Raw genomic sequence first — 25,161 nt, forward strand, 5'->3', positions numbered from 1 at the left:
ATGAAGAAAAGTCAAATCGCGGGCATCCTGTTCGGTGTTGCTATGGGCGTTTTGTTCAGCGTGTCACTGGGAACAGTGGGTTTTGCGCTGGGTGCCAGCTTTGCAATTTTGGGCATGGTGATGTTTGAAGGGCTGGATGACCCGCAGGATAAAAAATAAGGTGTAAAAATGCGCCGCCCCTGCCGGAAAAGCTTCTCCGGTAAGGGCGGCGCTGTATTTATTTCTCGGGATTTTCGGCGTTTTTCTGCGCGGCTTCCAGCTCGTCCACCCGCTTTTGCAGGGCGGTGATCTTATCGTCCATTTTGAGGAAGGTCCAGATCAGCACGGCAAGCACCAGCGCGGGAGGGACGACCATCCAAAGAGACTGCTGGCACCAGAGCAGCAGCGAGTAGCCGCCGAACACGGTGAAGATGAACACGGCAAAGAGACATGCGGCGAGTACGGCTAGAAATCCCATGCGGATGTCCTCCTGTCAGTTTTCGGTCTGGTCGTCCGGCTCGTCCGGGTCCAGCTCAATGCTGAACACAGCCTTTTTCAGCTTGCCGCAGCCCTGGGCCTTCAGGCCGGACTTATACGGCTCCCCGGCCAGATACAGCGCAAAGCGGCCCTCGCACAGCATCCCGGCGATGCTGGTGCCGGCGGTGCCCACGGTGGTGTCGGCGGCTTCGTCGGTGGGCTTGGTGGGGGTGAGCTCTGCAAGGCTCACCTCAAACAGCTCGCTGCCGTCGAGGTCGGTCTCCAGCACGATGTGGGCATCGTGGCGCTGGAACAGGGCTTTATCGGAGGTCTGGGGCGTGACGGTGCTTACGGTAACGACCGCCTTTTCGCCGTCGATGCGGGTGCGCCCGGTGGGCAGGGTGGTGATGTCCCGGGCCATGATGTACTCAATGACCGTGTCCAGATTGTCGCTGACGCCCAGATAGTTGGGCAGGTTGTTCAGGGTATCGTAGATCATGGAAAAAAATCCTCCATTCAATAAACATTCCAATACTTGTATGGTATCATAGCCGGGGATAAGATGCAACCATTGGAATGCGCGCCGCGTTCGCTCTGCGCATCGATAGCGGAAAATTATTTTAAAATTTGCAACTCGGAAAAATCTGCGGATTTTTCCGAGCTGCTTTTTCACGAATAGGGCTGAAATCGAAAAATGCGGTGCCTGATTGCGGCCTTTCTTGTGAAAATGCAAATCAGGGCAGACCACAGTCTGCCCTGATTTGCTCAAGTAAAAATAAAATTTCCGCTGAATATGCGCAGAGCGCATTCCAAATCAAAATCACTCTGCATCCTTCGGGTCGGTGAGCAGCTCTTTGATGCTGGGCACAACGCCGCCCAGATTCTGCAGCTCAGAGGGGATGATGATCTTGGTAGCCTTGCCGTTGGCAACCTTCGCCAGCGCTTCAAGGCTGCGGATGGCCAGCACCTTGTCGCTGGGCATGGCCTCGTTCAGCAGACGGATGGCATCGGCGTTGGCCTTCTGCACAGCCAGAATGGCCTGTGCCTCGCCCTCGGCCTCCAGAATGCGCTGCTGCTTCACAGCATCGGCGCGCAGGATGGCGGCTTCCTTTTCGCCTTCGGCGGCGGTGATGGCAGCCTGCTTCTCACCGTCGGCCTTCAGGATGACGGCACGCTTCTCGCGCTCGGCCTTCATCTGCTTTTCCATGGCTTCCTGGATCTCACGCGGCGGGATGATGTTCTTCACTTCCACGCGGTTCACCTTGATGCCCCACTTGTCGGTGGCTTCGTCGAGGATGGCGGTGATCTTGCCGTTGATCACATCACGGCTGGTCAGGGTGTGGTCCAGCTCCATCTCACCGATGATGTTGCGCAGGGTGGTGGCAGACAGGCTCTCGATGGCGGCAATGGGCTGGTTGACACCATAGGTGTAGAGCTTTGCGTCCATGACCTGAAAGAACACCACCGTGTCGATCTGCATGGTGACGTTGTCACGGGTGATGACGGGCTGAGGGGGAAAGTCTGCCACCTGCTCCTTCAGGCTGACCTTCTTGGCAATGCGCTCAATGAAGGGCAGTTTGACGTGCAGACCTGCCGACCATGTGTCCGAATAGCTGCCCAGCCGCTCGATGACGTACACCTTGGACTGGGGCACGATGACGATGTTGGTGATGACCACCAGCAGCACGATAAAGACCAGCGCGAGGATCACAAAAAACATGATCATGATGGTTCTCCTTTTTAATGCGTGTAACGTTTCAGCGCAAAGCGCAGATCACGCCTTGCGGCTTTCGGTGAGAACGGGCTCCACCAGGAGCAGGGTGCTGTGGATCTCGGTGATGCGGCAGCGCTCACCGGGCTCCAGACGGTCGCCGGGGGTCACGCAGCGGGCGTTCCAGTCCACGCCGTCCAGCCGTACGCGGCCGGGCACTTCGGCGGTGACCGGGGTGAGCACGGTGGCTTCCCGACCCAGGTTGCGGTCAGCGTTGGTGGGGGCGGCCTTGCGGTGCAGCTTTGCGGCCAGCGGACGGAACGCCCACAGGCACAGCGCGCTGACCACGATGAACACCAGTGCCTGCGCCCGGAGCGAGCCGGTGAACAGGCAGGTGAGCAGGGCCGCTGTCGCACCAATGGCGAACCAGACGCTTGTCATGCTGACGGTGGAAGCCTCCACCACCAGAAAGAACACGGCGGCTGCCAGCCAGAAGAATGGGATAAGATTCATGGGTCTCCCTCCTTATGGCCCTATTATAGAGTATCCCCCGGGTGGAAGGTCAAGCGTTTTTTACTGGAACGTTGCGCAGAAAACGAAATAAGGATAAAAAGCGTATAAAAAAGCCTTCCCCCGAGGGGGAAGGCTTAAACTTCAATTATTTGATATCGTAATAGCTGTGGTTCGGGTTGTGTCCGTTCTCCTCCACCACGATGGTGAAGCCCATGGGGTTTACCTCGGTGTGCTTGCCACTGGCCAGCGGCTCCACGATGATGTGTTCAGAGCGGTTCACGATGATCTCCGCAGTCTCGGCCTTACCGATGCGCTGGTAGTGCAGCACGCCGTCCTGGGCCCGCAGCACCCGCAGTGCGCCGGTGCGGAAAGCTTCGCAGGTATGGCGCAGCTGTGCCAGCTGGGCAAGCACCGGGCGCAGACGTTCCTCGTGGCTGTCCCAGTGGAAGAAGGCGCGGTTGAAGGGGTCGCGGTAGCCCTGCATTCCAATTTCGTCGCCGTAGTACAGGCACGGCACACCGGGCAGGGTGTAGATGATGGCATAGGCCATGCGCAGGCGCAGCATACCTTCCTCATAGGCGTCGCCGGTGACGCAGCGGCCGCTCTGCCACTCGCGGCCACGGCCGTTGGCGGGCTCGTCCGCGATGACGGTCAGGGCGCGCTCGGTGTCGTGGGTGGAGAGGAAGTTCAGCGCCGTGTCCATGGCCGGAGCAGGATAGTGCTCGCAGATGGACAAAATCTCGTTCATGGCCTGCTCGGCGGGCTTGCCCTTGACGAAATCCAGCACAGCGTTCTTGAAGGGGTAGTTCATCACGCTGTCCAGCCCCTTGCCCCGCAGGTAGGTGCGGCGCTGGCCGTAGCCAAATTTGGTGGTGGCGTCCTCCCACACTTCGCCCAGCAAAAACTTTTCCGGGCTGACCCGCTTGACAGCAGCACGAATTTTTTCAATGAAGTCATCCGGCAGCTCGTCGGCCACATCCAGCCGGAAGCCCGCCGCACCGCGGCGCAGCCAGGTGTCGATGACGCCGCCTTCGCCGGTGATGAACTCCACATAGGAGGGGTTCTCCTCGTTCACCTCGGGCAGGGTCTCGAAACCCCACCAGCTGCGGTAGCCGCCCTTATACTTGGGGTCGAAGTCGTACCAGCTGCGGTAGGGGGAGCTGGGGTCACGGTAAGCGCCGCCCTCGCCGTAGCGGCCCTCGCGGTTGAAGTAGCGGCTGTCGGAGCCGGTGTGGCTGAACACGCCGTCCAGCACGATGCCGATGCCGTACTTGGCGGCCTCGCGACAGAGCACCTCGAATTCCTCGTTGGTGCCCAGCAGCGGGTCCACGTTCAGGTAGTCGGCGGTGTTGTAGCGGTGGTTGGAGTGCGCCTCAAAGATGGGGTTCAGGTACAAATAATCCACGCCCATCTCCCGCAGATAGGGGAGCTTTATGCGGATGCCCTCTAAATCGCCGCCGAAGTAGTCCTCGTTCAGGTGGCCGCCGGTCTCGTTGGGCTGCCAGAAAGGTTCGGCGTGCTTGTCGGCCTGATAGAGCCGGTCCGGGAAGGGCATGGGCTTGTTCTCAATGCCTTCGCAGAAGCGGTCCGGGAAGATCTGATAGAACACTTTGCCCTTGATGCATTCCGGCGTGCGGAAATCCGGCTCGTAGACCGTGATCTGCCAGCTTTCGCCGTCCTGCCAGCTGACCACGCCGCAGTTGTCCGGCCCGCGCACGATGCGGCGGAAGTCGGTGTAGAGGTCGAAGTAGTAGAAGTACAGGCCCACGTCGTTCAAGGTCACGTCCACCGAAAAGTGGTTCTGCTTGGGGGTCTGGCCGTCGAACTTCATGCGGTAGTGCACCGGCACATCGTAGGGGCCCTCTTTCTGGAGCACAAGGTGCGGGTCAACATAGCCCAGTTCTTCCGGGATGCAGAGGGTCAGGTGTACGGTCTGCCCGGCCCGCACGGCGCCGAAGGGCTGCTTGAAATAGGGGTCGTAGCTATTGAACAGACAAGACAAAACGGTCGTCCTTTCTCAAAAAAGCCCCGGCGGGCCAAACGCCGCCGGGGCTGATGGATTTTTTAGGGGAGATTACTTGCCCATGGGCACGGGGGAAGCGTACCAGATATCATGTGCGTAATCCAACACAGAGCGGTCCGCGCTGAAGATGCCGCTGTTGGCGATGTTCTTCAGGCTCATGTGGGCCCACTTCTCACGGTCGGCATACAGCTTCTGCAGGTCGGCCTGTGCACGGCGGTAATCCTTGAAGTCGGCCATGACCATATACGGGTCGCTGCTGCGCAGGTTCTCGGTGACTTCGTGGAAGTTCTCGCCGTTCCAGCCGCGCTCCAGGAAGTTCAGGGCGTTGTTGGCAACATCGTCGCCCATGATGAAGGCGTTGGGGTGGTAGCCCACCTGCTTGAGGTTGTTCACCTCGGGGGTCAGCATACCGAAGATCAGCTCGTTTTCCTTGCCGGCGGCGTCGGCGATCTCGACGTTTGCGCCGTCCAGGGTGCCCAGGGTGATGGCACCGTTCAGCATGAACTTCATGTTGCCGGTACCGGAAGCCTCGGTGCCTGCCAGAGAGATCTGCTCAGACACTTCAGCGGCGGGCATCAGGTGCTCGCTGAGGGAGACGCAGTACTCCTCCAGATAAACCACGCGCAGCTTGTCGCGCACGGCGGGGTCGTTGTTGATCAGGTCGCCCAGCTTGCAGATCATGCGGATCATCTGCTTTGCCATATAGTAGCCGGGAGCAGCCTTTGCGCCGAAGATATAGGTCTTGGGGATGAAGTCGGCGTTGGGGTTCTCCTTCAGGTACAGGTACTGGGCAGCAATGTTCAGCGCGTTCAGGTGCTGGCGCTTGTACTCGTGCATGCGCTTGACCTGGCAGTCGAAGATGGAGTTCGGGTCGATGACCTGACCGGTGCTCTTGGCCAGATAGTTGGCGAAGTCCTTCTTGTTGGCCAGCTTGATCTCGTTCAGCTTCTTCAGAACGGTCTTGTCGTTCTCAAACTTGTTGAGCTTGGTCAGATCGGAAGCGTCGTGCTTGTAGCCGTCGCCGATGGTCTCGTCCAGCAGCTTGCAGAGGCCGGGGTTCGAAGCCAGCAGCCAGCGGCGGTAAGCGATGCCGTTGGTCACGTTCTTGAAGGCCTGGGGCTTGAACAGGTAGTAATCGTGGAAGACGCTGTCCTTGATGATCTCGCTGTGCAGCTTGGACACGCCGTTGATGCTGTTGGCGGTGTAGGCGCAGATGTTGGCCATGCGCACCTGATTGTCGCCGATCAGTGCCATGTAGTCGATCTTGCCCTTGTCGCCGGGGAAGACCTTCTCCAGCTCGGCACGGGCGCGGCGGTCCATCTCCACCACGATCTGGTAGATGCGGGGCAGGGTCATCTTGAAGATGTCCACGTTCCACTTTTCCAGAGCTTCTGCCATGACGGTGTGGTTGGTGTAGGAGAAGACCTTCTGGCAGATGCTGAAGGCCTTGTCCCAGTCAAAGCCGCACTCGTCCAGCAGGATGCGCATCATCTCGGGGATGGCCAGCGTGGGGTGGGTGTCGTTCAGCTGGATGGCGACCTTGTCGGGCAGGTTCTCCAGCGTAGCGTAGCTGGACAGGTGGTTCTGCACGATATCGCCGATAGAAGCAGCGGACAGGAAGTACTGCTGGCGCAGGCGCAGGATCTTGCCCTCCACGTGGTTATCGTTGGGGTACAGCACCTTGGAGATCAGCTCGGCGTTGGCGTTCTTGCTCATCGCCGTGTTGTAGTTGCCCAGAGAGAAACTGGACATGTCAAAGTCGGGTGCCTTTGCCTGCCACAGACGCAGCTTGGCAACGCCCTTTCCGTCGTAGCCCTGAACGTACATGTCGGAGGGAATGGCCATGACGCTGTTGTAGTTGGTGTGCTGGATATAGTGGAAGCCGTTGTCCCAGTTCTCGCGGATCTCGCCGTCAAAACGGACCTCCACGGCCTGATCCGGGTGGCTCTTGAGCCAGACCTGGCCGCCGGGCAGCCAGTTGTCGGCGCGCTCCTGCTGCCAGCCGTCCACGATCTTCTGCTTGAAGATGCCGTACTCATACAGGATGGAGTAGCCGGTGCCGCAGATGCCGGTGGTGGCCATACCGTCCAGATAGCAGGCAGCCAGACGGCCCAGACCGCCGTTGCCCAGGCCTGCATCGGGCTCCTCCTCAAAGATGGTGTCGATGCTGATATCGGCGTCGGACAGGGCCTTCTTTGCCACCTCGTCCAGGCCCAGGTTCAGCAGGCTGGTCTTCAGGCTGCGGCCCATCAGGAACTCCATGCAGAGGTAATAGACCTGCTTGGTGCCGGTGCCGATGGCCTTGGACTGGAACTTCTTGTGGTTCTCGCTCATCATCTGGCGGCAGATCAGGGCCAGGGAGCGGTAGATCTGCTGGTTGGAGGCAACGCTCAGCTCCACGCCGTACTCACTGGTGAGCTTGTCCTGAAGAATTTTACCAAATTCTTTCGATGTCATAAAGGTACTCCTATCCGCATAAGTGTTTGACTTTGCTAAAATAATTGAGATAATTGGCGTCTACAGGCACTTTCCCTCACTTGCACTGCGGCCAACATAACAAAGCTATTATAATATGGTGGGCGGCTAAATGCAAGGAATCAGGGGATTTTTTCCGTAACTACTATTTTTTCTATGAAGTTTCTGATAAATCTGCCGAAAATTCAGGAAATACACTTTTTCTTGCAGCTTATTTATATTATAATAGGAGAAGGAATCGCCCTGTCCGAAACTTTTTCGGAGACAAACTCCGGGGGTAATGAGCCGGGAAACTCACTCGGCGGGTGTCAAGACAGGAAAACGGTGCCGGGAACGGTCTCAAAAATCCCGGAAAAATCAGAATGAACCGCCCCGCAGACGGGCGGAAAGGATAAAAGGGGAATCGACATGGTCAATAAGGTACGGGTGAACATCGCCGGGACGCCGTATGCCATCGCAACAACGGACTCGGAAAAGTACATTCAGACGCTGGCGAAGAAGCTGGATGAGGACATCACGAAGCTGCTGGACGGCAACGAAAATCTTTCGGTGACCAAGGCGGCGGTGTTCTGCGCCATGGATTATCTGGATGAATACCGCAAGAGCACCGGCAGCGCCGAGAACATGCGCAGCCAGATCCAGGACTACATCGCTGACGCAGCCCGGGCAAAGCTGGCCGAGGACAAGGCCAAGGCCGAGAACGAGGTGCTGCGCCGGGAAGCCGCCGCCCTGCGGGAGCAGCTGGAAAAGATGCGCAATAAGGAGGCCCGCCGGGAAGAACGGGCCGCCCAGCAGGCCGCAGCCAAAGAGGAAGCAGACAAGGCGGAGTGAGCCGTTTACAGGATAAAGGAGAAGTATGTCAAAGATCGAGATCCTTGCCCCGGTGGGCAATGAAGAAATGCTCCGCGCTGCCGTGTTCAGCGGGGCCGACGCGGTGTATCTGGGCTTTTCGGGCTTCAACGCCCGCACCAGTGCCAATAATTTTGACGCCGATACGCTGAAAGAAGCGGTGCGCTTCTGCCATGCCCGGGGCGTGGCCGTGCATGTGGCGCTGAACACCACCGTTTACGGCGGCGAGCTGCCCGCGCTGGAACAGGCCATCCGGGCCGTTGCTGCGTCCGGTGCCGATGCCGTCATCTGCCAGGACCTGGCCGTGGCTACCCTGATCGGCAAGATCGCGCCCCAGCTGCCCCGCCACGGCTCCACCCAGATGAGCGTGCACAGCCTGCAGGGCGCGCTGGAACTGAAAGAGCTGGGCTTTACCCGCGTGGTGCTGGCCCGCGAGCTGAGCCTGCCCGAGGTGGAGCACATCACGAAGCACTGCGGCATTGAGACCGAGTGTTTTGTGCACGGTGCGCTGTGCATGTGCGTCAGCGGCCAGTGCTATATGTCGGCTTTTCTGGGCGGACGCAGCGGCAACCGCGGCTCCTGTGCAGGCCCCTGCCGCCTGCCGTTTGAAGCAAACGCCCTGCCGGAGGGCAAGCCGGGCCGCCTGCACCACCTGTCGCTGAAGGACAATTCGGTCATCGACAAGCTGGACAAATTGCAGGCTTTGGGCGTGGCATCGGCAAAAATCGAAGGCCGCCTGCGCACACCGGAGTATGTGGCGGCGGCGGTCAGCGCCTGCCTGGCAGGCCGCGAGGGCCGCGCCTACGACCGGGACCTGCTGAAAAACGCCTTCAGCCGTTCCGGCTTCACCTCCGGCTATCTGGACGGCAAGATCAACGGCACCATGTTCGGCGTGCGCAGCGAAGCAGACGCCGAGCTGACCAAAAAGACCCTGCCCGCCCTGCGGGAGCTCTACCGCCGCGAGCGCAGCCGCGTGCCGGTGAAGATGAAGCTGGAAATTGAGGAGGGCGGCGAGAAGCTCACCGTCACCGATGCCGACGGCAACAAGGCCTTTGCCTACGGCGACGCCGAGCCGCAGCCCGCCCGCACCGATCCCGCCGAGAGCCTGCACCGCAGCCTTGCCAAGACCGGCGGCACGCCCTTTGCAGTGGAAAATGACGACATCACGGTGGAAATGGACGGCGGGCCGTGGTTCATTCCGGGCAGCGCCGTGAACGAGCTGCGCCGCGAAGCGCTGGATGCCTTGCTGAAAAAGCGCGAGGTGCTGCGCCCCTGGCCCACGACGGACGAGCATGTGCCCGCCCTGCCGCTGCGCACGCTGCCGCCCCACCGCACTCTGCGCGCCCGGTTCGAGAGCTGGGACCAGGTGCCGGAACGTGCACTTGACGGCGTGGAATATCTCACCCTGCCCATCGCGCAGGCCGACCGGGTGCCCCGGGAGTGGCGGGCAAAGACCCTTCTGGAGCTGCCGCGCGTCATGTTCGGCAGGCTGGAGGAAGACACGGCCCGCCGCATTGCAGCCACGCAGGATGCGGGCTTTGCCGGGTACGAGGTCAGCAACATTGCCCACCTGCGGCTGTGCCGGGGTCTGCCCATGAGCGGCAGCTTCGGGCTGAACATCACGAACCAGCTGGCCGCGCAGTTCTACGCGGACAACGGCCTTGGCTCCATGCTCATCCTGCCTGAGGTGAAGGACAGCGACATCAGCACCATTGCGCCCACCCACGACGGCAAACCGGTGCCCACCGGTGTGCTGGTCTACGGCCACATGCCGCTGATGATCACCCGCGCCTGCCCGCTGCAGAACATCCACGACTGTGCCCACTGCGACAAGACCGGCGTGCTGACCGACCGCAAGGCCAAGAAGTTCCCAGTGCGGTGCGGCCTTGGTGTGCGCACCATCTATAACCCTGTACCTATTTATATGGGGGATAAGCCGGGCGCTTTGACGGTGGACTACGGTGTGGCTTACTTCACGCTGGAAAGCCGGGACGAAGCAGCGAAGATCCTGGACATGATCCGCGTTCATGCACCGTTTGAAGAAGATTTCACACGCGGATTGTATTTCAAGGGAACGAACTAAAGCGGGATCGCCCTCTCCGTCAGCGCTCACGCGCTGCCAGCTCTCCCCCCTGGGAGAGCTGGACGCGAAGCGGCCTGAGAGGACGAGGACGCTAAAAATCAAAAAGAGGTATACTATGGAACCCATCACTGTAAAATATAAGGTACTGGACGAGCGGGCCAAGGTGCCCGCCTACGCCACCCCCGGCTCTGCTGCCGCCGACCTGTGCGCCGTGCTGGATGAGCCGCTCACCCTCCAGCCCATGGAGCGGGTGCTGGTGCCCACCGGCCTTGCCATCGAACTGCCCGGTGCCCACAGCGTGGCGCTGGTGTATGCCCGCAGCGGCCTTTCCATCAAGCACGGCCTGTGCATGGCCAACGGCGTGGGCGTGGTGGACAGCGACTACCGAGGCGAACTGAAGGTGCCCATGGTCAATCTGGGCACCGAGGCCTACACCATCCAGCCCGGCGAGCGGGTGGCCCAGCTGTGCATTGCACCGGTGTACACCGCCGCCTTCGTGCCTGCCGAAGAACTGGGCGGCACCCAGCGCGGCGAGGGCGGCTTTGGCTCGACGGGTAAATAAAATGGTTCGCCCTCTCAGGCCGCTTCGCGTCCAGCTCTCCCAAAGGGAGAGCCAAGAACTTGGCCGTTATGTTTCTCGCCTCTCCCTTTGAAAGACTTCCCCCGGTCGGGGGAAGATGTCGCATAGCGACAAAAAGGGGACAAGGTGGCATTGCGTCAGCAATGACGGAGAGGGCGAGGATGCTGAAAAGAAAGATGAAACCTATGAATTTGATCTTAGCTTCCGGCAGCCCGCGCAGGCGGGAACTGCTTTCCTTATACACTACCGATTTCACGGTCTGCGCCAGCGACTTTGACGAAAGCGCCGTCACCGCCGATACGCCTGCCCGGCTGGTGGAAAAACTGGCCCGGGGCAAGTGCCTTGCCGTCGCGGCGCAGCACCCGGGCAACGTGGTGCTCGGCTGCGACACCGTGGTGGACGTGAACGGCGAAGTGTTCGGCAAGCCCCACAGTGTGGAGGACGCCAAACGGATGCTGCGCGCCCTCTCCGGTGCCACCCACGCAGTGCACACCGGTGTGTGCGTCTCGGACGGCAAACGCACCGAGAGTTTTGTGGACAGCTGCCGGGTCACCTTCTTCCCGCTGAGCGCAGCGGAAATTGATTTTTACGCTTCCACGCAGGAACCCTATGATAAGGCCGGCGCTTATGCCATCCAGGGCCGCGCGGCGCTGTGGCTGGACCGCATCGAGGGCGACTACTACACCATCATGGGCCTGCCCCTCAGCCGCACCGTACAGCTGCTGGGCCATTTTCTGTGAGAAAAATGGGAAAAACGAAGAAAACTTGCGCAAACGCTTGAGAAATCAGCGGCTTGCGGCTATAATAGAACTGTGTTATTCTGCGCAGGGCAGCAGGTGTGAGGCTGCCGCACGCTCTGGATAGATCATAGGGAAGACGAAGGAGAGACTTTACAATGGGCTTGTTTTCGAAAGATGTAGGCATTGATCTGGGTACCGCCAATACCCTGGTATATATGAAGGGCAAGGGCATCATCATGCGGGAGCCGTCGGTGGTGGCTGTGGACACCAAGACCGACGAGGTGCGCTGCGTGGGTGCCGAGGCAAAGGCTGTCATCGGCCGCACCCCCGGCAGCATCGTGGCGGTCCGCCCGCTGAAGGACGGCGTCATCGCCGATTTTGACATCACCGCCAATATGCTGGAGAACTTCCTCAAGAAGGCCTGCGGCAACAGCATGTTCTCCCGCCCCCGCGTGGTCATCTGCATCCCGTCGGGCGTCACCGAGGTGGAGCGCCGCGCCGTGCGTGAAGCCACGCTGAAGGCCGGTGCCCGTCAGGTGTCGGTCATTGAGGAGCCCATGGCAGCCGCCATCGGTGCGGGCCTGCCCATCAGTGAGCCCACCGGCAGCATGATCGTGGACATCGGCGGCGGCACGGCGGAGATCGCCGTCATCTCGCTGGGCGGCATCGTGGCCTCCCGCAGCGTGCGCATGGCCGGTGACATGTTCGATCAGGCCATCATCGCCTTCATCAAGCGCAAGTACAACCTGCTCATCGGTGAGCGCACCGCCGAGCAGATCAAGATCGAGATCGGTTCCGCTTATGCGCTGGACCCCGAGCTGACCATGGAGATCAAGGGCCGCAACCTGGTGGACGGTCTGCCCAAGAACATCGTGGTCCACTCCGAGGATGTGCGCGCCGCCCTGCTGGAGTGCCTTGTCAAGATCACCAGCGCCATCAAGGAGACGCTGGAGCGCACCCCGCCGGAACTGAGCGCCGACATCATCGACCGCGGCATCACCCTGACCGGCGGCGGCGCACTGCTGCGCGGTCTGGATCAGCTGATCCAGAGCGAGACCGGCATCGACGTACACATTGCGGAAGATCCTCTGGACTGCGTGGCAAAGGGTGCCGGTGCGGTGCTGGATCATGTGGATGTCCTGCACGACGTGCTGGACACCGACGGCGGCCACATGTAAACGGCTGCCTTTGCGGAAAAGAGTTCTGCGCCGCAGCTGCGCGGTCTTCCGCCGCAAACAAAGTTTCTTGCGCGGATGGCAGCGGCTGTCCGCGCTTTTTTCGTGGCTCCGGCGTTGCAGGCCGGACAGGAGGGAGACCCCTTGAAGGATTTTTTTGACACATGGAAATTTAAGATCCTGGTGGCCGTGGCGGTGTTCCTGGTGGGCATCATGGCCTATGCCGGTGCCAACGGCCGCCTGACCGCCGCCCCGCAGGAGCTGCTCAGCGTGGTGCTGACCCCGTTCCAGAAGGTCAGCGCGGCCCTCAGCGGCGGCGTGGGCTCGGTGTGGGAGAAGTATGCCCGCATCGACGAGGTCATGGACCAGAACGAACAGCTGGAAGCCGAGAACGCCGAGCTGCGCCAGCAGATGGTGGACTATGACCGCATCAAGGCTGAGAACGACGCTTATAAGGCGCTGGCCCGCATCCAGGATAAAAACAGCGAAGCAACGTATGCTTCGGCCTTTGTCATCGGCCGCGACACGATGGACGAGTTCGGCGGCTTCACGCTGGACAAGGGCACGGCAGACGGCGTGGCGGTGAACGACGCCGTCATCAGCGATAGGGGCTACCTCGTGGGCGTGGTGGTGGAAGCCGACACCACCAGCTGCAAGGTGATGACCATCCTGCACCCCAGCTTCAACGCGGCGGGCGTGGTGTCCCGCACCCGGGAGAACGGCATCATCAACGGCAGCAGCGAGTATGCCGGGGACGGCCTGTGCACCCTGACGAACCTCGAACGCAGCTGTGAGACCCACAAGGGCGATCAGGTCATCACCACGGGCCTGGGCGGGGTCTACCCGCCGGACCTGCTGGTGGGCATCGTGCAGGAGGTGGTGCCGGAAGCCAGCGGCAAATCCTCCATTGCGGTCATCAAGCCGGGTGCCGACCCCCGCACCGTCAAGCATGTCTTCATCATCACCGATTATTAAGGGGGCGCTTTGTATGGAATCACGCCGCATGCGCAGCCGCAGCCAGATCCTGAAATGGGGCTGCTATGTGCTGGCGCTGTTCGTGTGCGCAGCGCTGCAAACGACCCCCGGCCTGTTCCAGCTGGGGCAGGCAAAGCCGTTGTTCATCCTGCCGCTGTGCCTGGCTGTGGCCGTGTATGAAGGCGAGTTCGCGGGCGCGCTGTTCGGCGCGGTGTGCGGCCTCTTGTGGGACTACACCGCCGGGCGCACCGTGGGTATGCTGGCGCTGGAACTGCTGCTGATGTGCTTTGCCCTCTCGGTGCTGGTGCAGCTGTATCTGCAGGGCAGCACCTGGAACTTTGCCCTGATCAGCATGGTCACGGCGGCGCTGGTGCTCTCGCTGGACTGGCTGTTTTTCTACTATATGCCGGGCTACAGCTGGGCTGGCAGCCGCTGGCTCACCTTCGTGCTGCCCTCGGCTGGGCTGACGCTGCTGCCCTCGCTGGTGCTGTTCCGGCTGGTGCGGCGCATCCACGAAGAATTCAAGATCGACAACGGCGTAGTCTGAACCGCCGGAGGAGACACGGATGAATCAGAACGAACGAAAAACCGTCGTGCGCCGCATGATTTTGCTCATTGCCGCGGCATGTGCCGTCATGGGGCTGTTTGTGCTGCGGCTGATCTTTCTGCAGCTGGTCAACGGCGACGACTTCAAGGCGCAGGCCACCAACACCACCGATTATAATTTCACGGTGACGGCGGCCCGCGGCGACATCGTGGACAGCAGCGGGCGGCGCATCGCCACCAGCACCACCAGCTACAACGTGGTGCTTAACAAACTGCTGATGGGTGACCGCGACCTGGACACCATGCTGCAGCAGATCGTGGAGCTGCTGCGGGAAAACGGCGAGAGCTGGAACGACACCCTGCTCATCGGCCAGCCGGATGCCGCAGGCCACTATGAATTCACCGACGATGATACGTCCACCAGTGACCAGAAGCAGCTGGCCGACATGAAGGACACCCTCGGCCTGCAGCAGTACGCCACCGCCGACGATGTGATGGAGATGCTGGTGGAGAAGAATAACCTGCAGGGCTTCTCGCTGGAATGGCAGCGGGTGCTGGCCGGCATCCACTACGAGATGGACCGGCAAGCCTTCTCCAACGTGAACAACTTTGTCATGGCCGAGAACGTCAGTGCCGCGACCGTGGCCACCATCAAGGAGCACAGCCTGCAGCTGCCCGGCGTGGAGATCGTGGAGACCAGCGCCCGCAGCTACGAGCAGAGCGACATCATCCCGGCGGTGCTGGGCCGTGTGGGCAAGATCACCGCCGAAAAGTGGAAGGTGACCGATTCGGACGGCAACGTGACCTACCCGCTGCGGGACAAAGGCTACAACATGAACGACATTCTGGGCATTTCGGGCCTGGAATCGGCCTATGAAGACGAGCTGCGCGGCAAGGACGGCGTGGAGACCATCACCCGCAACTCGGACGGCGTCATTGTGGACACCCAGCTTACCACCGTGCCGGAACCGGGCCACACCGTGCAGCTGACCATCGACAGCAACTTCCAGCGGGCGGTGGACAAGGCGCTGGCGGAGAACATCGACATGATCAACCGCGTCTACAACACCGGCGACATGAAGGCGGCTGCGGCTGCGGCCGTGGTCATCGACGTGAAGGACGGCGGCGTGCTGGCGGCCTCCAACTACCCCAGCTTCGACCAGAACCTCTACGCCACCAACTACAGCGAGTACAGCTCGGACCCGGGCCTGCCGCTGTTCAACCGGGCCCTGCAGGGCCTGTATACGCCGGGCTCCACCTTCAAGCCCGCCGTGGCAGTGGCCGCGCTGGACAGCGGCCTCATCAACCAGTATTCCACGGTGTTCTGCAACGGCGTGTACAACTACTTCAAGGATTACCACCCCAAGTGCACCCGCCACGGCCACAGCGGCAACATCGACGTGGTGACGGCCATCAAGTGGAGCTGCAACATCTTCTTCTATGATGTGGGCCGCCGCCTGACCAGCGATGTCTACGACGCCTACGCCTACAAGCTGGGCCTGGGCCAGCGCACCGGCGTGGAGGTGAGCGAGGCCACCGGCCGCCTGACCACCAAGAACGATTCCAACTACACCGCCTCGCTGGACGTGCAGGCCGCCATCGGTCAGGGCAACACGGTGGTCACCCCCATCCAGCTGGCCACCTATGCGGCCACCCTGGCCAACAACGGCGTGCGCTACCGCACCCACTTTGTCAAGGCCATTCTGGACACCAACACCGGCGAGGTGCTCAGCGAGACCCAGCCCGAGGTGATGGATGTGATCGAGGGCACCGGCAACACCTTTGAGCTGGTGCGTGAGGGCATGAAGCAGGTGCCCAGCACCATCAGCGGCAAAATTTCCAGCTATCCCATCGCCATCGCCTGCAAGACCGGCACCCCCCAGCGCAGCGAGACCTATGCCCCGGGCAAGCACTATCTGAACGCCATGATGGTGGCCTACCTCCCGGCGGATGACCCGGAGATTGCCATCGGCATCTCCATCGAGTACGGCGGCTACGGTGCCCGCGCCGGTGACCTGGTGGTGGACATCGCCAACGCCTACTTCGCCATGAAGGACGGCACGCTGGAAAAACAGGCCGAGGAGGAAGCCGCGCAGTCGCAGGCAGACCAGCAGGCGGCCGACACCCAGCAGTCCACCGGCACGGCCAACGGCACCCAGACCACCACCGGCACTGCCAATGCAGCCGGTACGGCAGGCACTTCGGGCACAGCCCAGCCGACCCAGACCGAACCTGCCGCCCAGCCGGCTGCGGCCGAGACGGAGCTGTCCGCCGCAGAGCCGGACACCGAGGATAACCCGGACGCCATCGCGCCCGAAACGGTCCCGCAGGAGACGGGCTGACCCGGCACGGGGGCGCAGCCGCGCGGCTTTTTGGCGCGCGTTTGACCAAAAGAAAACAAAATTGAATATTTTGTATAAAAACCAGTTGTAATAGATTGGATTTTGTGATATTATTTTTACCAAAGGGACTTTTTACCACACGGTGTATCACATAGAGCGAAAGAGGAGAGGGTAACGGATGACGATTGCACTGATTGCGCATGACTCCAAAAAGGAGCTGATGGTTCAGTTCTGCACGGCGTATTGCCGCATTCTGAGCCAGCACAAGCTGGTGGCGACCGGCACCACAGGCAAGCTGATCGCCGAGGCGACCGGCCTGCAGGTCCAGCGTTTTCTGGCCGGTGTGCAGGGCGGCGACCAGCAGATCGCTTCCCGCATTGCCTGCAATGAGATTGACCTGCTGCTGTTCTTCCGCGACCCCATCAACGCGAAGCCCAGCGAGCCCAACGAGATGACCCTGCTGCGCCTGTGCGATGTGCACAACATCCCCATGGCCACCAACATTGCCACTGCCGAGGTGCTCATCCACGGCCTGGAGCGCGGCGATCTGGATTGGCGCGATATCGTCCACCCGCAGAACTGAGCGCAAAGCGGAGAAACAACAAGACAAACAAGAAAAGGCACTGTACCGCACAAAACGGCACGGTGCCTTTTTATTTACAAAAAAATATGTGAAAATACGCGAAAAAGCTTGACATCCACATAGGGGGGGGGGGTAAAATAAAAACAGGAATGCCCTCGAACGACCGGAAATGCCGGGACAAACCGGGGGTGTGACAACCACCGTTTGAGTGCGCAAAAAGGGAGGAAAGCAACATGAAAAAAAGACTGATCAGCCTTCTGCTTGCGGTGTGCATGGCGGCATCTGTTCTGCCGGTGGGCGCATTTGCGGCAGCGGCGGGGGAGACCTTTGCCTATGAATACGAAGGCCAGACCCTGAACTATAAGGTGACGAGCGATTCCACGGTCGAAGTGGCCAAGAACACGGGCATCACCGGAACGCTGAAGATCCCAGAGACGGTGTATGACGGCGATGAGAACCAGTATACCGTCACGGCGATCGGCCAGGATGCCTTTGCGGGAAATAACGTTATCGAGGTGGAGTTTCCGGCTACCCTGAAAACCATCGGAACGAGCGCGTTTCTGAACAATAACAGCCTGAAGGATGTTGAATTCCCGGAGGGACTGACCACCATCGGCAACTACGCATTTGGCTCGGTCTGGGGCATGACGAAACTGAAGATCCCGGCAAGCGTCACCCGCATCGGCGGCGGTGCATTCCAGTGGTGCGGAAACGTCACTTCGATTGAATTCGGCGCGGGCATCCAGCTTTCTGAACTGGAAAGCGGTCTGTTCGACCACTGCCGGAAGCTCCAGAAAGTGGTCGTGCCGGAGAGCGTGAAGAAGATCAACATTGCAGTCTTCCGTGACTGCCCGGCACTGGAAGAAGTGATCCTCCCGACGGGTGTTACCGAGATCGACTCGGCGGCATTTGCAGTGGACAGCCAGTCCGCGAACGATGCATTCAAGCTGCACTATACCGGTTCGGAAGAACAGTGGAACAGCATCGCAATCGACTGGGCGGTGTGCCAGAGCGGCGGCGACAACAGCATCCTGCAGAAGGAAGGCGTGGTAGATTACAACTACGCCCCTGCCGACGATCTGCCCGATGACGTCGATTTTGACGGCGATGCTTCCTGGATGGGCTCGGTGGCAGCTGCAGCGGCCATTGGCACGGGCGCCGCCATCGTGGCGTATCAGTTCGGCACCACCGTCTACCTGGATTACGTCCTGCCCGAGGGCGCGGATATCCCGGTGACTTATGGCCAGCTGGCAAAGCTGATGTGGCAGAATGCCGGCAGCCCGGAACCGGAAACGGCTCTGGCACCGGACGCAGACGAAGTGCAGAAGGCAATGGCCTGGGCTGTGGAAAATGAGCTGATCGACGCTCATAGAAAAGCGAATTTCCTTGTCAGCCGCGTCAGCGTCATCCGCGCGTGGAACAAGGCCCAGAAGCTTGCGGCTGCAAAATAACCCGATCTGAATAAAAATATCAAAAGCGTACCCAAACAAAAAAAGCGCTGCCCGGTTTGGTTCCGGACAGCGCTTTTCTGCTGCAAAAACTTAAACTTTGAAGTCCGCTGCCATCTCGGCCACGTCTTCCGGGGCAAAATCGCCCAGAGGCAAAATCAGCCGGGCCAGCACGGCCTGCGGCAGAGCAGCCAGCGCGGCGCTGTCGTCAGCGCCCACGCCTGCAGGCGGGCAGACCGTGTGCACACCGTCGGAAGCGGTCTCCACCCGGGCGCGGTGGGGCGTAGCCACATACTGCATCCCCAGCTTGTCGGCGGCGGTGAGCAGGGCAGCGAACAGCGGGCTGACGCCCTCGCCCAGCGCGTCGGCGTCCTGCCCGGCAAGGGCCTCGGCGTTCAGCACGATGCACTCAATGCCCAGCTTTTCGGCCGCCTGCTTGGCAGCTTCCGCTTCGGCGGCCTGTTCGGCTGCCAGCCGCACGGCAGCGCCTGCCACGGCAAAACCCTGCTGCTGCAGAATGCGCACCGCCACGGCGCAGGCGGCGGTGTCGGCCATCTGGATCAGGACCTTGTCCTGGCTCTCGTAGGTGTCGAACCCGTTCCCGGGCAGAAAAGTATCGCTCATGTCCCTTGCCTCCCGCCATGTGCTTTGCTTTGTGCCACGGCCAGCTGGTCGCAGCGTTCGTTCTCCGGGTGGCCTGCGTGGCCCTTGACCCAGACGTAGGTGATCTTGTGTCGGGCTTCCTGTTCCAGTGCCTGGGCCCAGAGGTCCGGGTTCAGGGCAGGGGAGCCGTCGGATTTTTTCCAGCCCCGGCGCTGCCAGCCTTTGGCCCAGCCCTTCTGCAGCCCGTTGATGACGTACTGGCTGTCGGAACACAGCCGCACTTCGCACGGCTCCTTGAGCTGGCGCAGCGCCTCAATGAAGGCGGTCAGCTCCATGCGGTTGTTGGTGGTGCTGTCGTCACCGCCGCTGAGCTCTTTTTCGTAGACCTTGCCGTTGAAACGATAGCGCAGCACCGCGCCCCAGCCGCCCGGGCCGGGGTTGCCGCTGCATGCGCCGTCGGTGTAAACTTCGACCTGTTTCATGCGGTTCTCCTTATCATAGGTAGTGCTTCTATTTAGCGCCATTTTCGCCGTTCTGTCAAGAGCCAATGCATACTTCGGCCCGGTTCTGCCAAACCTTGGAATTGACAAAAACGCCGGGAAATACTATACTTATCCTAACAAAATACGTATAGGGGCGCACCATAGGCGTGTGCCCGGGCGTTCCACAGAAAAGCCACGGTCGCATCGAACAGATGGACCCATCTGGCACAAAGGATTCTTACGGAACAGACAGCGGTGTACAAAAATCACGCTGACAGGAAAATTCTATACGGTGCATCCAACGGAAGCCGATGCGAACATCCAAGGTGCTTCCCCTGCACAGCGCGGCTGCTCCCGGTTTGAGGGAACGGCCTGCGCTGCAATGATTTTTGGAGGTCAGAATGGCACAGTCAAAAGAAAATACGAACGTTACCCCGCGCGGCAAGGCAGCAGCCAGCCAGAACGCAGGTGCACCCACCGCACAGGCAGGCGAAAAGCGCCCCCGCACCACCCGCCGCCCTTATTATAACCGCCGCCGCCGTCCGCAGCAGCCCAAAGAGGCCGCTGTGCCCATCCACATCTATCCGCTGGGCGGCCTGGGCGAAGTGGGCAAGAACATGACCGTTTACGAGTGCAACGGCGATATGATCATCGTGGACTGCGGTCTGGTCTTCCCGGACAGCGACATGTACGGCGTGGACATGGTCATCCCGGACTTCACCTTCGTGGTGCAGAACAAGGATAAGATCAAGGGCCTGCTCATTACCCACGGCCACGAGGACCACATTGGCAGTATCCCGTATCTGCTGCAGAAGATCGACCTGCCCATCTATGGCACCCGCCTGACCTGCGGCCTCATCAAAAACAAGCTGGAGGAGTTCGGTTTGGCGGGCCGCACCAAGTTCGTGGAGATCACCCCGAAGCAGAAGATCAAGCTGGGCTGCTTTACCATCGAGCCCATCCATGTGAATCACTCCATCCCGGACGCGGTGGCCTTTGCCATCGACAGCCCGGCGGGCACCATCATCCAGACCGGCGACTTCAAAATTGACTATACCCCGCTGGCCTGCGGCGTCACCGACCTGTCCACCCTGGCAGAGTACGGCCAGCGCGGCGTGCTGGCCCTGCTGAGCGACTCCACCAACGCGGAGCGCCCGGGCTTTACCGCCACCGAGCAGAAGGTTGCCGCCGGTGTGCGCAGCCTGTTTGCCCGCGCCCGCAACAAGCGCATCATCATTGCCACGTTCGCTTCCAACATCTACCGTGTGCAGCAGATCATTGATCTGGCCGTGGAGGATGGCCGCAAGGTGGCCTTCAGCGGCCGCAGCATGGTGAACAACACCGCCATGGCGCAGGAGCTGGGCTATATGCACATCCCGGAGGGCACCCTCATCAGCGTGGATGAACTCAACCAGTACCCGCCGGAGCAGGTGGTGCTCATCACCACCGGCAGCCAGGGCGAGCCCCTGAGCGCCCTTTCCCGCATGGCGTCCTGCAGCCACCGTCAGGTGCGCGTGGGCCCCGGCGATTTCATTATCATTTCTGCAAACCCCATCCCCGGCAACGAAAAGAGCGTGACCAAGATCGTGAACGGTCTGCTGCTGCTGGGCGCAGAGGTCATTTATGAGAGCATGTACGATGTGCACGTCTCCGGCCATGCCTGCCAGGAGGAGCAGAAGCTGATGCTCACCCTGACCAAACCCAAGTATTTCCTGCCGGTGCACGGCGAGTACAAGCAGCTGAAAAAGCACGCCCTCACCGCCGCAAGCCTCGGCATCCCCACCAGCAACATCCTGATCGCTGAGAACGGCTCCAACGTTATCCTCAGCCAGGACGAGATGAAGCTGGGTGAGCCGGTCACCGCCGGTGCCGTCATGGTGGACGGCCTGGGCGTGGGCGACGTGGGCAATGTGGTCCTGCGGGACCGCAAGCACCTCTCGGAAGACGGCCTGGTCATCATCGTGGCCACCGTGGACAGCAAGAGCGGCAAGGTGCTGGCCGGGCCGGACCTCGTCAGCCGCGGCTTTGTGTATGTGCGCGAGAACGAAAGCCTGATGGACGGTGCCCAGAGCATCGTGGAAAACGCGCTGCAGCGCTGCGTGGACGAGAACGTCCGCGACTGGAACAGCGTCAAGACCCGTGTGCGGGAAGCGCTGAGCAGCTATATCTATCGGCGCACCAAGCGCAGCCCGATGATCCTCCCCATCCTGATGGAGGTCTGAGCCGGGCACACTGCCGCGGGAAATGCGGCGGAAGGCAGGAGATTTGATGAAACAGAAACCGAGATGGACCCTCGAGATGCTCACGGCCAGCCTGGCGGTGCTGTGCGGCCTGCTGGTGCTGGTGCTGCTGGTGCAGCGCCCGACGGCGTGGCCGGTGCTGGCAGCGCTGGTGGTGCTGTGGGGCATCTGCATGGTGGTGTTCCGTTACCAGCTGCGCCGGTGGACGGCACGGTGGATGAGCGGCACAGGGTTTGAAAAATCAAAGGTGCAGTTCAGCCTGGAGCCGCTTTCGCAGCCGGCGGCGCTGCTTTCCGGCGAGACGGTGCTGTGGTACAACGCCCAGTTCCGCGACCGGCTGCTGCGCGGGCAGGATGTGCTGGTGAGCCGGGTGCAGAAGGTGCTGCCCGGGCTGGACCTGCAGCAGTGCCGCACCCAGGAGGGCCAGCTGCTGACCCTGGCGGAGGGCATGTGGAGCGCCCACAGCTCCACCGTGCCCGGCAACGCCGAGAGCATGACCCTTGTGGTGCTGAACGAGGAGACCGCCCTGCGGAAGATCGAGGCGGAATATAAAGCCAGCCGCCCGGGCTATCTGGTCTTTCTGGTGGACGGCTACGACGACGTGTTCGGCGACATGCTGGACAGTGAGCGTGCCCGCCTGCTGGAGGGCATCAACCGCACGCTGGAGGATATGATCGGCCGGGGCAGCGGCTTTTTGCGCCGGGTGGCCAGCGGCCGCTACATCGCCGTGGTGGAAGAACGCCAGATGGAGCAGTTCGCCAAGCGCGGCTATGATGTGCTGGATAAAATTCGTGCGCTGGACCCCAGTGTGAACCTTTCGCTTTCCATCGGCATCGGCCGCGGGGCCAAGACCCTGCGGGAAGCGCAGGATATGGCCGTGCAGGCGCTGGACATGGCCCAGGGCCGCGGCGGCGACCAGGCCGCCGAGATGACGCCGGACGGCTTCACCTTCTACGGCGGCGTGAGCCACGGCGTGGAAAAACGCAGCAAGGTGCGCAGCCGCATCGTGGCCGACCAGCTGGTCAAGCTCATCAAGGAAGCAGACCATGTGGTCATCATGGGCCACCGCATGAGCGATCTGGACGCCATTGGTGCCGCCGAGGGCGTATTGCGCATCTGCAAGATCTGCGATGTCCCGGCGGTGATCGCCGTCAAACGGGACGCCACACTGGCGGGCAGCCTGATCGACGCGCTATGCCGCGCGGGCCAGAGGGACGACTTCATTGACCCGAAAGAGGCGCTGCCCATCATCTCCAAGCAGACCTTGTGCGTTGTGGTGGATACATACCAGGTGGGCCTTGTGGAGAGCAAGGAAATTCTGGAAAAATGCGGCAAGGTGGCCGTCATCGACCACCACCGCAAGGGCGTGGGCTATATTGAAAACCCCGCGCTGGTCTGCCACGAGCCCTATTCCTCCTCGGCCAGTGAGCTGGTCACCGAGCTTTTGCAGTACGTCGGCGACCGCGACGACAAGCCCAACCGGGTGGAGGCCGAGGGCCTGCTCTCCGGCATCATGCTGGACACCCAGGACTTCACCCTGCACACCGGTGTGCGCACCTTTGAAGCGGCCGCAGCCCTGCGCCGTTATGGTGCCGAGACCGAGCGGGTGCGCCAGCTGTTCGATGTGACCATGACGGAGTACAACACCAAGGCCGACCTTGTGGAAAAGGCACAGATGTACAAAAACTGCGCCATCTCCGTGGGCGGCGAGATCGCCCCGGAAGCCCGTGTGGCCATTGCGCAGGCCGCCAACGACCTGCTGCGCATCCAGGGCGTGGACGCCAGCTTTGTGGCCGTGCAGGTGAGCGGAGGCGTGAACATTTCGGCCCGCAGCCTGGGCGCGGTGAACGTGCAGGTGATCATGGAGAGCCTGGGCGGCGGCGGCCATCAGACCATGGCGGCGGCTCAGCTCAAGCATATCACGCCGGAAGCGGTCCGCTCCCGCATCGAGACGGCCATCGACAACTACTGGGCATCGCAGAAAAAGAGCAGTGCCGCAGAAAAATGACAGGGAAAGGTTCTTTTTATGAAGCAGTATGATTATCTGATCGTTGGTGCAGGCCTGTACGGCGCTGTGTTCGCCCACGAAGCCAAGAAGGCGGGCAAAAAGTGCCTGGTCATCGACAAGCGCAGCCACATTGCGGGCAACATCTACACCGAGCCGGTGGAGGGCATCAATGTGCACCGCTACGGCGCGCATATCTTCCACACCAACAACAAGGCTGTGTGGCAGTATGTGAACCAGTTTGCCGAGTTCAACCGCTACACCAACAGCCCGGTGGCAAACTACCACGGCGAAATTTACAACCTGCCCTTCAACATGAACACCTTCAACAAGATGTGGGGCGTGGTGACCCCTGCCGAGGCCAAGGCCAAGATCGAGCAGCAGAAGGCAGAGGCCGGTATCACCGACCCGCAGAACCTTGAGGAACAGGCCATCAGCCTTGTGGGCACCGATATCTACGAAAAGCTCATCAAGGGCTATACCGGCAAACAGTGGGGCCGCCCCTGCACCGAGCTGCCGGCCTTCATCATCAAGCGCCTGCCGGTGCGCTTCACCTACGACGACAACTACTTCAACGCCCTGTATCAGGGCATCCCCAACGGCGGCTATACCGCCATGGTGGAAAAGATGCTGGACGGCACCGAAGTGCGCCTGAACATGGACTATCTGGCCGACCGCGACGCGCTGAACGCACTGGCCGAAAAGGTGGTCTACACCGGCCCCGTGGACGCTTACTTTGACTACAAGCTGGGTGCTCTGCAGTACCGCAGTGTCCACTTTGAGACCGAGGTGCTGGACACCGACAACTATCAGGGCAACGCGGTGGTGAACTACACCGACGCCGAGACCCCCTACACCCGCATCATCGAGCACAAGCACTTCGAGTTCGGCACCCAGCCCAAAACGGTCATCAGCCGCGAGTACAGCGCTGAGTGGAAGAAGGGCGACGAGCCGTACTACCCCGTCAACGACGAGAAGAACGGTGCTCTGTACGCCGCGTACAAGAAGCTGGCCGACGCCGAGCCGGGCGTCATCTTTGGCGGCCGTCTGGGCGAGTACAAGTACTACGATATGGACAAGGTCATTGAGGTGGCGCTGGACGTGGCGGCAAAGGAACTGGCGTAAACGCTTCCCGGGCAGGATGTGGTCGTGTGGGGGCAGGCTTTTTTGCCTTTTGCAAGAAGCCTCTCCGCCGGATACGTTCTCTTTTGCGTGCCAAAAGAGAACCAGAAAAGCACCCGCTACTTTCGAGGCGCGGGAGGCACGAATTAAGGGCTGCACGCCCTTAATAATCCCAAAGCAGTTGGGCTCCATACAAAAAATCCAAGTCGC

The 25,161-nt window shown here is 61.0% G+C and carries 22 protein-coding genes; 14 read left to right on the forward strand and 8 right to left on the reverse strand.

The window, feature by feature from the left end:
- Positions 1-159, forward strand: coding sequence for a hypothetical protein (locus CGS49_RS14220; protein WP_179859062.1), 159 nt, complete (start codon positions 1-3; stop codon positions 157-159).
- 58 nt (positions 160-217) lie between these two features.
- Here CGS49_RS14220 and CGS49_RS09735 read toward each other — a convergent pair whose 3' ends face one another.
- The 6 genes from CGS49_RS09735 to CGS49_RS09760 form a co-directional block, all read right to left on the reverse strand.
- Positions 218-457 carry a hypothetical protein gene (locus CGS49_RS09735; protein WP_097801644.1) on the reverse strand — a complete coding sequence of 80 codons (240 nt, stop codon included), beginning with the start codon at positions 455-457 and terminating at the stop codon, positions 218-220.
- 15 nt (positions 458-472) lie between these two features.
- Positions 473-955: a NanQ anomerase/TabA/YiaL family protein gene (locus CGS49_RS09740; protein ID WP_097801645.1), complete on the reverse strand. Its 483-nt coding sequence runs from the start codon at positions 953-955 to the stop codon at positions 473-475.
- Positions 956-1,276: 321 nt separating this feature from the next.
- The gene (locus CGS49_RS09745; protein ID WP_097801646.1) at positions 1,277-2,182 is read right to left on the reverse strand and encodes an SPFH domain-containing protein; all 906 of its coding nucleotides are present in this window, start codon (positions 2,180-2,182) and stop codon (positions 1,277-1,279) included.
- Positions 2,183-2,230: 48 nt separating this feature from the next.
- Positions 2,231-2,680, reverse strand: coding sequence for an NfeD family protein (locus CGS49_RS09750; protein WP_097801647.1), 450 nt, complete (start codon positions 2,678-2,680; stop codon positions 2,231-2,233).
- A 145-nt stretch (positions 2,681-2,825) separates the two neighbouring features.
- Positions 2,826-4,682, reverse strand: a complete 1,857-nt coding sequence (locus CGS49_RS09755; RefSeq protein WP_097801648.1) for a glycoside hydrolase family 13 protein — start codon at positions 4,680-4,682, stop codon at positions 2,826-2,828.
- Positions 4,683-4,754: 72 nt separating this feature from the next.
- On the reverse strand, positions 4,755-7,160 hold the full coding sequence (locus CGS49_RS09760; RefSeq protein ID WP_097801649.1) for a glycogen/starch/alpha-glucan phosphorylase: 2,406 nt from the start codon (positions 7,158-7,160) through the stop codon (positions 4,755-4,757).
- Positions 7,161-7,586: 426 nt separating this feature from the next.
- On the opposite strand from CGS49_RS09760, the gene CGS49_RS09770 reads away from it, so the two are divergent.
- The 10 genes from CGS49_RS09770 to CGS49_RS09815 all read left to right on the forward strand — a co-directional run bounded on the left by CGS49_RS09770 (position 7,587) and on the right by CGS49_RS09815 (position 18,502).
- Positions 7,587-8,009, forward strand: coding sequence for a cell division protein ZapA (locus tag CGS49_RS09770; protein ID WP_097801651.1), 423 nt, complete (start codon positions 7,587-7,589; stop codon positions 8,007-8,009).
- 25 nt (positions 8,010-8,034) lie between these two features.
- Positions 8,035-10,110, forward strand: coding sequence for a U32 family peptidase (locus CGS49_RS09775; RefSeq protein ID WP_097801652.1), 2,076 nt, complete (start codon positions 8,035-8,037; stop codon positions 10,108-10,110).
- A 115-nt stretch (positions 10,111-10,225) separates the two neighbouring features.
- The gene (dut, locus tag CGS49_RS09780; RefSeq protein WP_097801653.1) at positions 10,226-10,672 is read left to right on the forward strand and encodes a dUTP diphosphatase; all 447 of its coding nucleotides are present in this window, start codon (positions 10,226-10,228) and stop codon (positions 10,670-10,672) included.
- Positions 10,673-10,875: 203 nt separating this feature from the next.
- Positions 10,876-11,430, forward strand: coding sequence for a Maf family protein (locus CGS49_RS09785; protein ID WP_097802244.1), 555 nt, complete (start codon positions 10,876-10,878; stop codon positions 11,428-11,430).
- A 155-nt stretch (positions 11,431-11,585) separates the two neighbouring features.
- Positions 11,586-12,608 (forward strand): rod shape-determining protein, encoded by a 1,023-nt coding sequence (locus CGS49_RS09790; RefSeq protein WP_097801654.1) that lies wholly within the window; start codon positions 11,586-11,588, stop codon positions 12,606-12,608.
- 141 nt (positions 12,609-12,749) lie between these two features.
- Positions 12,750-13,580, forward strand: coding sequence for a rod shape-determining protein MreC (gene mreC, locus CGS49_RS09795; protein WP_242975432.1), 831 nt, complete (start codon positions 12,750-12,752; stop codon positions 13,578-13,580).
- Positions 13,581-13,593: 13 nt separating this feature from the next.
- Positions 13,594-14,127, forward strand: coding sequence for a rod shape-determining protein MreD (gene mreD, locus CGS49_RS09800; protein WP_097801656.1), 534 nt, complete (start codon positions 13,594-13,596; stop codon positions 14,125-14,127).
- Between the two features lie 19 nt (positions 14,128-14,146).
- Entirely contained in the window at positions 14,147-16,468 is a 2,322-nt protein-coding gene (locus CGS49_RS09805) for a peptidoglycan D,D-transpeptidase FtsI family protein (protein WP_097801657.1), read from the forward strand.
- 178 nt (positions 16,469-16,646) lie between these two features.
- Complete coding sequence (mgsA, locus tag CGS49_RS09810) at positions 16,647-17,051, forward strand: methylglyoxal synthase (protein ID WP_005939970.1); 405 nt, start codon at positions 16,647-16,649, stop codon at positions 17,049-17,051.
- 233 nt (positions 17,052-17,284) lie between these two features.
- A complete protein-coding gene (locus CGS49_RS09815) occupies positions 17,285-18,502 on the forward strand; it encodes a leucine-rich repeat domain-containing protein (protein WP_097801658.1) in 1,218 nt (405 codons plus the stop codon).
- A 90-nt stretch (positions 18,503-18,592) separates the two neighbouring features.
- Here the strand turns inward: CGS49_RS09815 and CGS49_RS09820 are convergent, their stop codons facing one another.
- Entirely contained in the window at positions 18,593-19,123 is a 531-nt protein-coding gene (locus CGS49_RS09820; protein ID WP_097801659.1) for a hypothetical protein, read from the reverse strand.
- Positions 19,120-19,584 carry a ribonuclease HI gene (gene rnhA / locus CGS49_RS09825; RefSeq protein ID WP_097801660.1) on the reverse strand — a complete coding sequence of 155 codons (465 nt, stop codon included), beginning with the start codon at positions 19,582-19,584 and terminating at the stop codon, positions 19,120-19,122. The genes CGS49_RS09820 and rnhA overlap by 4 nt, the downstream gene beginning before the upstream one ends.
- 401 nt (positions 19,585-19,985) lie before the next feature.
- Here rnhA and CGS49_RS09830 point away from each other — a divergent pair, with 401 nt between their 5' ends.
- Genes CGS49_RS09830 through glf form a run of 3 tightly spaced genes read left to right on the forward strand, consistent with a single transcriptional unit; the run spans position 19,986 to position 24,954 of the window.
- Positions 19,986-21,806 (forward strand): ribonuclease J, encoded by a 1,821-nt coding sequence (locus CGS49_RS09830; protein ID WP_097801661.1) that lies wholly within the window; start codon positions 19,986-19,988, stop codon positions 21,804-21,806.
- A gap of 46 nt (positions 21,807-21,852) precedes the next feature.
- Positions 21,853-23,832 carry a DHH family phosphoesterase gene (locus tag CGS49_RS09835; protein WP_242975433.1) on the forward strand — a complete coding sequence of 660 codons (1,980 nt, stop codon included), beginning with the start codon at positions 21,853-21,855 and terminating at the stop codon, positions 23,830-23,832.
- A gap of 18 nt (positions 23,833-23,850) precedes the next feature.
- Positions 23,851-24,954: a UDP-galactopyranose mutase gene (gene glf / locus CGS49_RS09840; protein WP_097801662.1), complete on the forward strand. Its 1,104-nt coding sequence runs from the start codon at positions 23,851-23,853 to the stop codon at positions 24,952-24,954.
- Positions 24,955-25,161: the final 207 nt, after the last annotated feature.

The sequence above is a fragment of the Faecalibacterium langellae genome, from assembly GCF_002549775.1.
Classification (GTDB): Bacteria; Bacillota; Clostridia; order Oscillospirales; family Ruminococcaceae; genus Faecalibacterium; species Faecalibacterium langellae.